This window comes from Chromatocurvus halotolerans (assembly GCF_004340525.1).
In the GTDB taxonomy this organism is placed as follows: domain Bacteria; phylum Pseudomonadota; class Gammaproteobacteria; order Pseudomonadales; family Halieaceae; genus Chromatocurvus; species Chromatocurvus halotolerans.
Map to the genome: position 1 here is coordinate 112,858 of NZ_SLWX01000004.1, position 12,901 is coordinate 125,758.

Consider the following 12,901-nt stretch of genomic DNA (forward strand, 5'->3'; position numbering starts at 1 on the left):
ACTCCAGCGTATCAGGCGGTCAGTCAGGCCGGGCGCGAAAGAGCAGCTGCGTCACCGAATCGCCGAGTCGGGTCTCCCGGAACACGACGAAGCCCAGCTTGCCCGCCACGCGTAATGAGGGTCGGTTGTCCGGCTCGATAAGGCAGCAGGTCCGTGTGGCCGGCAGGTGGTTGTCGGCCCAGTAGAGAACGGCGGCAACGGCCTCGGTCGCATAGCCCTTGCCCTCGTGCCGGGGAGACACCGCCCAGCCAGCCTCCGGCACACCGCTCATCGGTGCATCGATGTCCCGATGAAAATCCGCGAGCCCGGCCTGCCCGACAAAGAGACCGCTGCCGCGCTCCTCAACGGTCCAGTAGCCATAGCCCAGCAGTTGCCACATCCCGGCGAACTGCAGCAGCCGGTTCCAGGTATGGCTACCCGAGAACGGGGTACCGCCGACATGGCGGACGACCGACGGTGTTGCCCACATAGCAGTCGCGGGTTCATGGTCGCTGATGCGGACTTCCCGCAGCAGCAGGCGAGGGGTCACAAGCTCTGGAACTGCTACCATAGTCGACTCCCCCGTAACGCAGGCAATGATCATGCAACCATACACGAGTTTTGCGCGCGTCACGCCCTGGCTGTTCGCACTGCTCCTGCTCGCGGCAAGCGCCCTGCCGGCACAGGCAGATTGGTTTGGCAGAGCCCCTGACGTCGAATCTGTCTCGCTGGAGGAAGTGCAGGCGCTGATGGCAGAGGGCGCGCAGAAGGGCGATGTGGTACTGGTGGATGTGCGCTCTCCAGAGGAGATCGCCGTGTCCATCATTCCGGGAGCGATCAGCGTGACCGAGTTCGAAGCCCGTCTTGAACAGTATCGTGAAGCGAAAGTAATTACTTACTGCACTATTGGCGTGCGTAGCGCCGACTACGCGGAAAAGCTCATGGAAGCGGGCTTTGAGGCCCGCAACTACGAGGGCAGTATTCTGGACTGGGTGAACGCCGGCCTCCCGGTGGTCACCCCCGCGGGCGAGGCGACACGGCGTGTCCACGTGTACAGCAAGCAGTTCAGCGTGCCGCCGCCTTACGAGGCGGTTACGCGATAGCCCGGGTTGGAATTGCCGGAAAACTTCGTTAGCGTAGTTTTACATTTCAATCAGGGAGGAATCGTGACAGTTACGAATTTCACCGTACCCGGAATGGACAAATCCACCGCCAGTGAAGTGGCGGGCATCCTCGACAATCGCATGGTCGCCCTCATCGACCTCGCTCTCACACTCAAGCATGTGCACTGGAATGTTGTCGGGCCAAACTTCATCGCAGTCCACGAAATGCTTGACCCGCAGGTAGAGTCAGTGCGGGCCATGGTCGATGCCACGGCCGAGCGTATAGCAACGCTGGGCGGAGAGCCGGTGGGCACACCGGCGTCAGTGGCAGAGCGACGCAGCTGGACCGACTATTCACTGGGCCGCGCGCTTGCGACAGAGCATCTGGCCGCACTTGACGTCGTTTACGACGGCGTGAATGGCGATCACCGCAAAGCCATTGCCAGGCTCGGCGAGATCGACCCGGTATCCGAGGATCTCCTCCTGGGTCAGTCCGCTGATCTGGAGCTGTTCCAGTGGTTCATTCGCGCCCACCTGGAGTCCTCCAGCGGGCAGCTGGCGTCCGCCGACGCCACCTCGGAGAAAGAGGCGGCCAGGGCCGCGAAAGCCGCTGGCTGACGCAGACCGGCTGATGTTCTGTTTGGGGCATCACCAGTCGGCACAACGGTCGGCATCACTGCGGTGATGTCGCGCCTCTTCACGAAGGCTGCGCCGGGTGTCTGTAATGGCGCCCGCCAGATAATCTGGAACCGCGCCATCATCAATACCCGCCATCACCTGCCCGGCACGCTGTACGCAGCCCTGACTGAGCAACAGGTCCGCAAAATTATTGCGTGCGGCAACATGGCCGGGATCATGCCGCAACAGTTGGCGAAACAATGACGCTGCCGAGGCAGGATCGGCGCCTCTCCGACGGGCGTTGGCGCTGCCGAAGAGAACTTCCGGGTCATCTGGCCATTGCGCCAGTAGGCGCTCCCAGGTAGCCAGAGCGTCCTGTACTGACAAAAACGCCTCAGCATCGGCAAGTGCGCGCACAAGGGGTGCGACAACGTGCTGGCTGGCTGGCAACTGCCCCGGCGGCAACACCACCAACCCCCAGTAATCGGCCCGCTGCCAGCTGCTCATGAAGCGCTGCACATCCTCGCGACGCGACCGCTCAGTCCCCGAGCGGAGAATGAAATTGCCGTCAACCGGGTCGTAGCCGACCACAACCGCATAATGCCAGCGCGGTGAGGACGCCAGGCCCAGGTTCTGCAGCACCAGAACCGGATGCCCCGCGGCGAGTTCAGCACCAATGGACGCCGGGTCGGCAGGTATCGGATAGGGAATACGCCCGGCGCGACGCGCAGCGGCGACAATCTCCGGCTGCAAGCTGCCCTGACGGCCGGGGAGGTAAACGCTGGCAACCAGAGCGGCCAGATCCACCTCGCTACCGCTCCAGCCCAGCACCGTCGCCAACGCTGCGGGGCCGCATTGATAGGCCTCCTGGGGATAGAACGGAACGGCGCCGAGCTGCGTGGCGGGCGGCTCGGGGAAGGCGATCTGCCGACCGCTGCAGCCGGCGAGGATCGCCAGCAGCAGGATCAGTAGACAGCGCTTAGATAGCGGTGAAAATATCCGTGATACCCACGAGTTCAAGAAGCAGCAGGACGATAAAGACCACACCTATCGTGCCGACAATACCGCCGGCGGGGAGTTCATCGATCTTGTCCGCCAGCAGCTGCAGCTCTTCCCGGGACAGCGCTGCCACGCGGGCAAGCGCGTCATCGTTGGTGACGCCAAGCCGCAGCAGCTGCTGTTCAACCGACTCGCGCAGCTGCGCGACATCAGTGCGCTGCTGCGCCGCCTGCAGATGCTCTGCCGTACCAATCACCGCAGCCTGAGCCGTGCCCGCCCAGCCGGTGACGACCAGGACCAGCACCTTCAGCCAGACTCCCAAACGCATTGCCTTCATCGCATCACTCCTTTCATTGGCGTCAGTCATTCTTCAAGGCTGCAAGTATACCCTACCGACGGGGGCTTATCTGCCGACGGCGGCCTCTCGACCTAGCCACCGAACCCGCTACCTGCATCCTCGGAGGCAAGGCGCAGCAGCCGACTGTCGGCAACGGCAACCTGCCGGTGAATCACGATGGCCTGATAATCCGGGTCCGTGACCATGGCCATGAACGCGGCTGCGGACGGATAGCGTGCGACAAAGGCAACATCCCAGTGCTCATCCGCCGGCCCGATAACCAGACATTCCCCCTTGCCGCGCCAGAGAATTTCACCGCCGAGTTTACGGAATATCGGGCCGCTGTGCTTTCCATAGCGGGCGTAGGCCTGCGCGCCGGTCACCCGCTCACCGTCCGGGTACACCGCGCTGTCGTTGAAGCGGATGAGGTTGAGCATGTTGATGGGTGTGTCGCGGGGCAGCGCCTTGAAGGCGTCGAACTGTTCGCGGGTGGGATCGACTGAACGCATGTGTGTGACTCCTTGGACAACGTTTCGGCAGCGGAAACCTGACACGACTGGCCCGGGTTGACAAGGTCTTGACGCCGCAGCGCCGGGCGGCAGTCGCCAGTCTGTTAGACTCCCGCGGATTCACGAGCCACTCACACCGAGTGCGCCTCAAAGCAGCGGGTAATACTGTGGCAAAACAGAAGTTCTATGTGGTCTGGCGCGGGATGGCACCCGGCATCTATACAAGCTGGCCGGAGGCAGAAAAACAGGTCAAAGGCGTGGCCGGCGCCCGCTACAAGAGCTTTGCCAGCCGCGCGGAGGCGGAAGCCGCGCTGCAGTCCGGCCCCGGCAAGTCAACAGGCACAAAAAAGGCCTCAAAAGACAGGAAGTCGCAGGCTTCTGGCGACAAAGTGACGGCGAAAGCATCGCGCTGGCACGAGGTGGACATCTACTGCGACGGTGCCTGCGATCCGAACCCGGGACCGGCGGGAACGGGCCTGGCCGTGTACCGCGATCACGCACTGAGCGAGCTCTGGTACGGCCTGTTCAACCCGGCGGGGACCAACAACACCGCGGAGCTGCAGGGACTGCTGCACGCCCTGAAGCTGGCAAAGAGTGCCGTGGAGGGCGGCCGGCAAACGGCCATTCACTGCGATTCGCGCTACGCCATCGACTGCGTCACCAAGTGGGCGTTCGGCTGGAAATCCCGCGACTGGACCCGCAAGACCGGGCCGATCATGAACCTGGCCCTGATCCAGGATGCCCACGCCGTCTATCTGGAACTCGTCGACCGGATCACCGTCCTGCACGTGCCCGGGCACGCGGGCATCGAGGGCAATGAACTTGCCGACCGCATGTCCATGCTCGCGATACAGAAGGCGGAGACAGACCTCGTCCCCTGCCCGCCACCCTTTGATATTTCGGCCCTGCTGGCGCTGGAGCGAGGCTGATCGCCCCGCCAGCGAACGCTGCGGCTACTCCATTTCCAGGCGACGATAGACCCAGGCCTCTTCATCATTTGCCAGGATTGCCGGCACCCGCTCATAGCGAATACCGAGTCGCTCGTAGCGGTCGAGGCGAGCAAGAACGGGAGCCTCCACCGTGAACACCTCGCCCTCGGTCACGGCACCTGGACGGCGCTCAAGGTCGAGCCCCTGCTGCGCGAAACCCGGCAGGGTGGCCTCCCGGGTCTCGATCCAGTTTCCCGTCACCAGGCGACGCACCAGCGGCTGGCGCAGCGTGCCGTACACAAACACCCGGTGCTCACGATCGGCGTCGATCGCAGCAAGACCCGCCGGCGCCTCGTAGCCATAGGGGCTGATCCAGGTCAGCCAGGCGAACAGCAGGGCCGACGCGAGGGCAATCGGGAACAGCCACAACAGGCGCCACCAGCGGCCACGCGCGCCGGGCTCCAGGCGCCGCCGCCCGTTGCCCCGATCCCCGGCGTTCTGTGTCCCGTCTGGCTGCCTGCTCACAGATCCTCTCCGTCTTTCGCACCGGCATGCGCTGCTACCTGCCCGCCGGGCACGCCGCTTTTCCCCGACAGCGCGTTGCGCGGTAAACTGCCGCCATCGCTGATGTCGGACATCAGGCCCACACGCCATGAACAGGCCAGACTGTGACCGCTTCTGAACAGGCTATCCGCCACCACACCGAGCGCTGGGTGCAGCGCGTCGTCATTGCCCTCAACCTGTGTCCCTTTGCCGGTCGCGAGGTCGAGGCCGGTCGCGTCCGCTATTGCGTCACGTCGTCCGACACCGAGCTTCTGCTGCTGCAGGCGCTGGAGGCGGAAATCCAGCACCTGCAGGCCTGCCCTGATGTCGCTACGAGCCTGCTGATCCACCCGCGGGTGCTGCAGGATTTTGACGACTACAATCAGTTTCTCGACCTGGCGGAGGGACTGCTGGACAGCTGTGGCGCGATCGGCGAGCTGCAGATCGCCAGCTTTCATCCCGATTACCGCTTTGCAGGTACAGCCCGCGACGATGCCGAAAACTACAGCAACCGCTCGCCCTACCCGATGCTGCACCTGCTGCGCGAGGCCGATGTGGAAAAGGCCATCGCTCACCACCCCGAGCCTGACGCCATCCCCGGGCGCAACATTGCGCATCTGAAGCGGCTGGGATCGGAGCACCTGCTGCGCCTGCTGGCCAGCTGCCGGAGAGACTGACGGCAAGGCGCATGGCCCGGCAGCCGTCGCCGGGGCAGGTTACTGTTTCGGGCCCACCCACACCTGCTGCGCATTCACGAACTCGTGGATGCCGTGGGGGCCGAGTTCACGCCCGTAGCCCGAGCGCTTGATGCCGCCGCTGGGCAGGCGCGGATCGGTCTTGACGATGCCGTTGACTGCCACCTGCCCGGCCTCCAGTTCCCGCGCGATCGCTTCGCCGCGCTCAGCCGTCGTCCACACGCCGGCCGCAAGGCCGTAGTCAGTGTCATTGGCCAGCGCTACCGCGTGCTCGGCGGAGTCGGCGCGCATGACCACGGCGACGGGGCCGAAGGTTTCCTCGCAGCCCGCGGCCATGTCGTTGGTGACATCTGCCAGCAGCGTTACCGGGTAGAAAAAGCCGGGTGTGGTCGGCAATGTGCCGCCGAGCAGGCAGCGCGCGCCGGCGGCCACGGTTTTCTCCACCTGCCGGTGCAGTTCATCGCGCAGGTCCGCCCGCGCGATCGGTCCGACGTCCGTGTCCTCCTCGCGGGGATCACCCAGCTGCAGGCGACCCAGCCGCTCCGACAGCAGCTCGAGCATGCGCTCGTAGACGGATGACTCGACGATGATGCGCTTGGCGGCAATACAGCTCTGCCCGGCATTGATGATGCGCGACAGGGTGATGACATCCGCCGCCTGCTCGAGATCGGCATCGGCCAGCACCAGACAGGGATCGGATCCGCCCAGCTCCAGCACCGCCGGCTTGATTTCCGACGCGGCAATGGACGCTACCGCCGAGCCACCGCGATCAGAACCGGTGAAGGACACGGCCCGGATCCGCCGGTCGCGAATCACCGCCTCGACCTCGGGAGTCTGCAGCGGCAGATTCTGGAAGATGCCTTCCGGCGCGCCGACACGCTCGAACAGCGATGCGATCGCCTCGGCGCAGGCGGGCACATGCGGGTCGTGTTTCATGACGCAGGCGTTGCCGGCCATCAGCGTGGGCGCCGCAAAGCGGAACGCCAGCCAGAAGGGCGCATTCCAGGGCAGGATGCCCAGAATCACGCCAAGCGGCAGGTACTGCACATAACTGCGGGTCGCGTCCGAGGCCAGGGTCTGGGTCGCCAGATAGCGCTCTGCGTGCTCCGCGTAGTGCTCGGCGCACCAGGCGGCTTTTTCCACCTCACCGCGTGCCTCGCGCATGGGCTTGCCCATCTCGGCGGTCATCAGCGGCGCGAGCGTCTCCACGTCCTCGCGCATCAGTGCGGCGACGGCGCGCAGCACCTGCGCCCGCTCGTCAAAACTGGTGTACTGCCAGGAGCGATAGGCAGACTGCGCGTCTGCCAGAATACGCTCCACCTGCGCGGCGTCTGCTACCGGACGCTCATGCAGGTCCTTGCCCGTGGTCGGGTCGATCACTTTCAACATGATTTGCGGCTCCTTGCCTGCAGGTCACTCAGGATGCGGCGTCCCGTGAAGCCTCCACCGACTTCAGCGCCGTCGCCGGTTCGCGGTTTTTCTGCCCGGCCGCGCCATCGGGCTTGACGACGAAATCGCGGTCGAGCGTGAAGAAGGACTCACAGCCCTTAGCGGTTACCAGAATGGTGTCGGAGATGCCCACCGTCTTGTCACCCTCTACACCCCACATCCAGGGCAGGATATGGAACGTCATGCCCTCGCGCAGCACCCGCGAATCCCCCTGCTTGAGACTGACGATATAGCCCTCGTCCCAGCTCGGCGGAAAGGCGATGCCGATGGAGTAACCGGAGCGGGTAATCAGCCGCGCACCGACCATGTTGTCGGTAATGATGTTGCGCACCAGATTGTCGACATCCGACACGGTGAGACCCGGTCGCAGCTGCGTGTGTACCTCATCCAGCGCAAACTTCATGCGCTCCTGGGCGCTGTGCATCGCTTCGGAGAGTTCGCCGCAGACCACGGTGCGCATCATGGCCGTATGGTAGCGGCGAAAACAGCCGCCCACTTCCAGAAAGACATGCTCGCCCGGCTGCACCGTGCGACCTTCCCAGGTGGCATGACCGATCATCGAGCGCGGTCCGGAGGTAACGTAAGGCATTACCGCCGGCGGCTCGCCGCCGGCCCGGAACATGGCGGAGGAAATAGCGGCGCCGATCTCGTTCTCGGTCACGCCGGGAGCGCAGGCCTCGAAGCCGGCGCGCATGCCGGCTTCCGTGGCCGCCGCCGCCTTTCGCATGACGTCGACTTCCACCGCGGACTTGCACACCCGTCCCTCCTCGACAATGCCGAAGCAGTCGATCAGGCGACCGTCGAGGAAGGTGGTGTGAATGGCGTCCTGGTGGTAGGCCGGGAAGAAATAGCTGTTGCGCTCGTAGCCGATATTCTTGGTGGACAGGCCGAATTCGCGCAGCGCCTCCACCAGCATCTGGATGGCGTCACCCGTATCCGGGTAGGGGCGGGTCTTCTCCAGCCAGGTGCGGGCGTGGATGTTGGACTCTTCCAGGTGCCGGGTGATCATGAAGGGCTCATCCTCCAGCGGCACCACCAGCGCCTGGAAGAACGAGTACCCCGTGGTCTGGTAGTCCGTGAGGTACATCAGGTTTTCCGGATCGGTAATGACCACGGCATCGAGCAGCCTGGCGGCCATGCGCTCGCGCAGATCCGTGAGCCGGCGCACATACTCCTCGAAAGGGAATGTCATGTCATCGCGCTGTCTCATGCCGCTTTTGCCTCTCCTATCTCTGTCGCAATGGCCTCCCTGAGCGTGTTCAGCCCCTCCTGAAGATCGGCATCGGGAATGGTCAGCGGCGGAATCAGCTTGATAGTGCAGCCGCCGGTGCCACAGCCGCCCAGCAGCGTGCCGTTCTCGAAACAGCGCGCCGCAATGGCCTTCACGAGGGCGCCATCACCGAGGTCAATCGCCTGCATCATGCCCTTGCCGCGCACCTGGAAGGTGTGATCGGGGTAGCTGTCCACAATGGCCTGCAGCTGCGACTGCATCTCTTCACCCTTGCGCTTGACGTCGTTCATGAGCTCGTCGTCATCGAAATAGCGCAGCGCCTCCACGCCGGCGACGAAGGAGAGGCCCTGGCCGCGGAAGGTGCCCGTGTGCTCACCCGGCAGCCAGTGCTTGTCGTGCTCCGGCTTGGCCAGGTTCATGGCCAGCGGTGTGCCGAAACCGCCAATGCCCTTGGCCAGGGTGATGATGTCGGGATCCAGCCCCATGCCGTCAAAGCTGAAGTAGTTGCCGGTGCGACCACAGCCGGCCTGGATGTCGTCGACAATGAACAGGGCGCCCAGGTCTTTTGCCAGCTTTTCAACGGCCTGCAGCCATTCCGCGCTGGCGACGTGCACGCCACCCTCGGCCTGTATCGCCTCGACCAGGAAGGCCGCCGGCGGCTCCAGGCCGCTGGACGAGTCTTCGTACTCGGCGCGCAGACGCTCCACGGAGTCCATGCCGCAGCCTAGCGTACAGCCGATGCAGGGCTTCTCGCAGCCATAGGGCTGGCGCAGTATGTGATTCAGAGGCACCCCCGCGGCGTTGCGGAAATAGCTGTTGGCGGTGGCGGCCAGGGAACCCAGGGTCATACCGTGGAAGCCGGAGGTGTAGGCCACGACCGTCTGCCGTCCGGTGACCTTGCGCGCGAGCTTGAGGGCGCTTTCCACGGCGTTAGTGCCGGTGGGGCCCATGAACATCATCTTATAGTCCCAGCCGCGAGGTTCGAGGATGGTGGCGGCGAAGCGCTCGATAAACTCGCGCTTGGCCGTGGTGTGCATGTCCAGGCCATGGGCAATGCCGTCGTTCTGGATGAATTCGATCAGCTTTTCCTTCATTCGCGGGTTGTTATGGCCGAAATTCAGTACCCCGGCGCCGGCGAAGAAATCGACATAGGACTTGCCGTTCTCGTCTACCTGCCGCGCGTTGGAGGCCGATTTGAAGACGGTCGGGTATAGGCGGCAGTAGCCGCGGATTTCGGATTCCCACTTGGTGAATGCGTCCATGATATCTCCTTGATAATCGTGTGAAAGTCGTTGAATGATGTCGGTGAGATGATCGGGGCCGCGGCTGACGGTCTGCCGCGACGGCTCCCGCTCAGCCTGGCAGCGGCGCTCCCGCGAGGCGCGCGTACACCCGCGCGACATGGGCGATGAGCGCGTCGTTGAAGTCATAGCGCGAGCTGTGGCAGGGAACCTCGTGGCGCTCCTGCCCGTCGCCGGCGCCGATCAGGGCGAAGGCGCCGGGAATGTGCTTCAGGTAATAGCTGAAATCCTCCGAGGCCATGATCGGCACCCGCACCGGCGCGTCCAGCGCGCCAGCGCCAAATTCATCCACCAGTGCACTGCGCATGGTTGCTGCCTCCTGCGGATGGTTGACCGTGGGGTCGTAGCGTTTGTCGATGGTCACGTCGCATTCCGTACCGTAGGCCCTGGCGGCGGACTCCGCCACCTCGGTAATCATGGCCGACAGCGATTCGCGGTCGCGGGGGTCAGTAATGCGGAAACTGCCCTCGAGCACCGCGGTATCGGGAATCACGGTGACGCCGCTGCGGGCATCGATCGAGGTGATGCTGACAACCGTCGCGCCCTGGGCCGGCAGGCGCCGACTCACCACCTGCTGCATCGCCTGGACAATGGCCGATGCAGCGAGCACGGGGTCGCGACACAGCTCCGGCTGGCTGGCGTGGCCACCCCGGCCGCGCACCTCAAGCCGGAAGGTGCCGTTGCCCGCCATGACGGCACCGTCCGGGCAGACGGCGTGCCCGATCGGAATGGCGGGCCAGTTATGCCAGCCGAAAATGGCGTCCACGCCCTCGAGCGCCCCTTCGCGGATCATCGCGTCGGCGCCATGCCCACCCTCTTCCGCAGGCTGGAACAGCAGCGTGACAGGGCCGGGCAGGCGATTTTCCTGCGCCTTCAGCCACTGGGCCGCCGCGAACAGGGTTGCGGTGTGGCCATCGTGGCCACAGGCATGCATGCATCCCGGATGGTGTGAACTCCACGCCATGCCGGAGTTTTCCGTGATGGGCAGGGCATCGATATCCGCACGCAGGGCAATGTGGCGACCCGCCGCGGCGGGCGCCAGCGTCGCCAGGGTGCCGGTATCGGCGCAGGCCCGCCAGGGAATACCCAGACTGTCTAGCCGTTCCCGTATCAGCGCCGCTGTCTGGTGCTCCGACCAGCTCAGCTCGGGCAGCTGGTGCAGCTCCCGTCGCAGGCTGACCGACGCCTCCAGCAGACTTGACCAGGCGTGCTGTGTCTCTTCCCGGGTCAACATTTCTCTCTCTTGCCTGCCGACACACAGCCGGTGCCGGCGCTCAAAATCCGGTTCCTCGGCGCGCACTCTGCACAGCGTTGCAGAATTGCACGTGATCCCACCACATCACCTTACGGTTTGCCACCGGCTACTTGCAAGGCTTTTCGGGGTCGCCTCCGGACGCAACGTCAACAGCCCCGGGACACGGGACAGACCTTCCTTTTATCCGCGATTGCGCTATAACAGGAAGATGGAAACACGACAGCAGCGCAGAATCCGGGAAATCGTCGACGGTCCGGGTGAATCGGCAGATACCTCATTGCAGCGACAGGCCGAGCAGCATACCGACGAGTCCTATGTGCCGCGAACGCTGACCCCGCACGAGTGGGAGCAATGGTACGCGGAACATGGCGTCCCGCCCGCACACCGCAAGGCGAGCGACGCACCGCCGCCGCGCCGGGGATCACTGTGGCAGCGTGCCCTCGCGCGCTGGCTTCCCGGACGCTGACCCGTCCCGGCCGGCGACTGGCCTGATCTGTCACTGGTAAAGTGGCACACTTGCGGCTATTGTCCCGCCATGACAATCAGCACTGAACCCCGCCCCGACACCATCGCCCACGCGTCCGTGCGGCCCCTGCAGAGCCTCGACCTGCTCTCGCAGCAGGAGATGGCCAGCCTGGCCAGCGCCAACCGCGATCTGCACGAACTGTTCCGCCGCTGCGCCCTCGCCGTACTCAACACCGGCGGGCATACCGACGACGCCCGTGCGGTATACCAGCGCTACCGGGATTTCGATCTGCGCGTGGTCGCCGAGTCCCGGGGCCTGAAGATCGAAGTCATGCACGCTCCCGCGGAGGCCTTTGTCGACGGCCGCATGATCGTGGGCATACGCAACCACCTGTTCGCCGCCCTGCGCGACATCGTCTTCACCCAGCACAAGATAGAGAACCAGCTCGCCTTTGACCTGCACAGCTCCGCCGGCATCACGGATGCGGTTTTCCGCATCCTGCGCAACGCCAATATCGTGCGCAGTGACGTGCCGCCAAAACTGGTGGTCTGCTGGGGTGGCCACGCGATTTCCCGCGAGGAATACGATTTCACCAAGCAGGTCGGCTATCAGCTCGGCCTGCGCGGCCTGGATATTGCGACCGGCTGCGGTCCCGGCGCCATGAAAGGACCCATGAAGGGTGCCGCTATCGGCCACGCCAAGCAGAACACCCGCGACAGCCGCTACGTCGGCATTACCGAGCCCGGTATCATCGCGGCGGAATCACCCAACCCGATTGTCAACGAGCTGGTCATTCTGCCGGACATCGAGAAGCGCCTGGAGGCCTTTGTCCGCCTGGCCCACGGCATCATCGTGTTTCCCGGCGGAGTCGGCACGGCGGAGGAGATCCTGTTCCTCCTCGGGGTGAAACTGCACCCGGCCAACGCCGGCATGCCGCTGCCGCTGTTCTTCCTCGCCCCGGCCTGCAGTGCCGGCTACTTTGAGGAGATCGACGATTTTCTGCGCAGCACGCTGGGCGACGACATCGCCGGGCATTACGAGATTATCATCGGCGACCCGAAAACCGCAGCCAGACGCATGAAAGAGCAGGTAAAGGAAGTGCGCCGCCATCGGGTAAAGCGCAAGGAAGCCTTCAGCTTCAACTGGGATCTGGTGATACCCGAACCCCTGCAGCAGCCCTTCATGCCGACACACGACAACATGGCACAACTGCGCCTTGAGTCGAGTCTGCCCACGCACGATCTGGTGCGCGCATTGCGCTGCGCTTTTTCAGGAATTGTGGCGGGCAACGTCAAGGATTTCGGCGTCCAGGCGGTGGAAGCCCACGGACCGTTTCAGCTGCACGGCGACCCCGATATCGGGGAGCGCCTGAACCGCTTGCTGGCGAGCTTCGTGGCACAGGGCCGCATGAAGCTGGACGCGGATAGCTACACGCCGTGTTTCGAACTGCGCCAGTCACCCGCGGGCGACTGACGCAGGGACGAGAG

The 12,901-nt window shown here is 64.4% G+C and carries 15 protein-coding genes; 6 read left to right on the forward strand and 9 right to left on the reverse strand.

What is annotated here, in order from left to right; translation table 11 throughout:
• Positions 1–19: 19 nt before the first annotated feature.
• Positions 20–550, reverse strand: coding sequence for a GNAT family N-acetyltransferase (locus tag EV688_RS06200; RefSeq protein WP_162883791.1), 531 nt, complete (start codon positions 548–550; stop codon positions 20–22).
• A 31-nt stretch (positions 551–581) separates the two neighbouring features.
• Here EV688_RS06200 and EV688_RS06205 point away from each other — a divergent pair, with 31 nt between their 5' ends.
• Entirely contained in the window at positions 582–1,082 is a 501-nt protein-coding gene (locus tag EV688_RS06205; RefSeq protein WP_162883792.1) for a rhodanese-like domain-containing protein, read from the forward strand.
• Between the two features lie 63 nt (positions 1,083–1,145).
• The gene (locus EV688_RS06210) at positions 1,146–1,700 is read left to right on the forward strand and encodes a Dps family protein (protein ID WP_240624214.1); all 555 of its coding nucleotides are present in this window, start codon (positions 1,146–1,148) and stop codon (positions 1,698–1,700) included.
• A gap of 30 nt (positions 1,701–1,730) precedes the next feature.
• On the opposite strand, the gene EV688_RS06215 is transcribed toward EV688_RS06210, so the two are convergent.
• From EV688_RS06215 to EV688_RS06225, 3 genes are all read right to left on the reverse strand, one after another.
• Complete coding sequence (locus tag EV688_RS06215; protein ID WP_117314927.1) at positions 1,731–2,720, reverse strand: PA2778 family cysteine peptidase; 990 nt, start codon at positions 2,718–2,720, stop codon at positions 1,731–1,733.
• A complete protein-coding gene (locus EV688_RS06220; protein WP_117314929.1) occupies positions 2,680–3,036 on the reverse strand; it encodes a PA2779 family protein in 357 nt (118 codons plus the stop codon). Before EV688_RS06220 ends, EV688_RS06215 begins: the two co-directional genes overlap by 41 nt.
• A 92-nt stretch (positions 3,037–3,128) precedes the next feature.
• Positions 3,129–3,545: a DUF1330 domain-containing protein gene (locus EV688_RS06225; protein WP_117314931.1), complete on the reverse strand. Its 417-nt coding sequence runs from the start codon at positions 3,543–3,545 to the stop codon at positions 3,129–3,131.
• A gap of 167 nt (positions 3,546–3,712) precedes the next feature.
• On the opposite strand from EV688_RS06225, the gene EV688_RS06230 reads away from it, so the two are divergent.
• Positions 3,713–4,474 (forward strand): ribonuclease H1 domain-containing protein, encoded by a 762-nt coding sequence (locus tag EV688_RS06230; RefSeq protein ID WP_117314933.1) that lies wholly within the window; start codon positions 3,713–3,715, stop codon positions 4,472–4,474.
• A gap of 24 nt (positions 4,475–4,498) precedes the next feature.
• On the opposite strand, the gene EV688_RS06235 is transcribed toward EV688_RS06230, so the two are convergent.
• Positions 4,499–4,999, reverse strand: coding sequence for a gamma-glutamylcyclotransferase family protein (locus EV688_RS06235; RefSeq protein WP_205686486.1), 501 nt, complete (start codon positions 4,997–4,999; stop codon positions 4,499–4,501).
• Positions 5,000–5,142: 143 nt separating this feature from the next.
• On the opposite strand from EV688_RS06235, the gene EV688_RS06240 reads away from it, so the two are divergent.
• Positions 5,143–5,694: a DUF1415 domain-containing protein gene (locus tag EV688_RS06240; protein WP_205686487.1), complete on the forward strand. Its 552-nt coding sequence runs from the start codon at positions 5,143–5,145 to the stop codon at positions 5,692–5,694.
• A gap of 39 nt (positions 5,695–5,733) precedes the next feature.
• On the opposite strand, the gene EV688_RS06245 is transcribed toward EV688_RS06240, so the two are convergent.
• The 4 genes from EV688_RS06245 to doeB2 all read right to left on the reverse strand — a co-directional run bounded on the left by EV688_RS06245 (position 5,734) and on the right by doeB2 (position 10,927).
• Positions 5,734–7,101, reverse strand: a complete 1,368-nt coding sequence (locus EV688_RS06245; protein WP_117314936.1) for an NAD-dependent succinate-semialdehyde dehydrogenase — start codon at positions 7,099–7,101, stop codon at positions 5,734–5,736.
• Positions 7,102–7,129: 28 nt separating this feature from the next.
• Entirely contained in the window at positions 7,130–8,371 is a 1,242-nt protein-coding gene (gene doeA / locus EV688_RS06250; protein WP_117314938.1) for an ectoine hydrolase, read from the reverse strand.
• Positions 8,368–9,654, reverse strand: coding sequence for an aspartate aminotransferase family protein (locus EV688_RS06255; protein ID WP_117314940.1), 1,287 nt, complete (start codon positions 9,652–9,654; stop codon positions 8,368–8,370). Before EV688_RS06255 ends, doeA begins: the two co-directional genes overlap by 4 nt.
• A 91-nt stretch (positions 9,655–9,745) precedes the next feature.
• Complete coding sequence (gene doeB2, locus EV688_RS06260; protein WP_117314942.1) at positions 9,746–10,927, reverse strand: N(2)-acetyl-L-2,4-diaminobutanoate deacetylase DoeB2; 1,182 nt, start codon at positions 10,925–10,927, stop codon at positions 9,746–9,748.
• A 229-nt stretch (positions 10,928–11,156) separates the two neighbouring features.
• Here doeB2 and EV688_RS06265 point away from each other — a divergent pair, with 229 nt between their 5' ends.
• Entirely contained in the window at positions 11,157–11,414 is a 258-nt protein-coding gene (locus EV688_RS06265; protein ID WP_117314943.1) for a hypothetical protein, read from the forward strand.
• 69 nt (positions 11,415–11,483) lie between these two features.
• Entirely contained in the window at positions 11,484–12,887 is a 1,404-nt protein-coding gene (ppnN, locus tag EV688_RS06270) for a nucleotide 5'-monophosphate nucleosidase PpnN (RefSeq protein WP_117314945.1), read from the forward strand.
• The last annotated feature ends 14 nt before the right edge of the window (positions 12,888–12,901 follow it).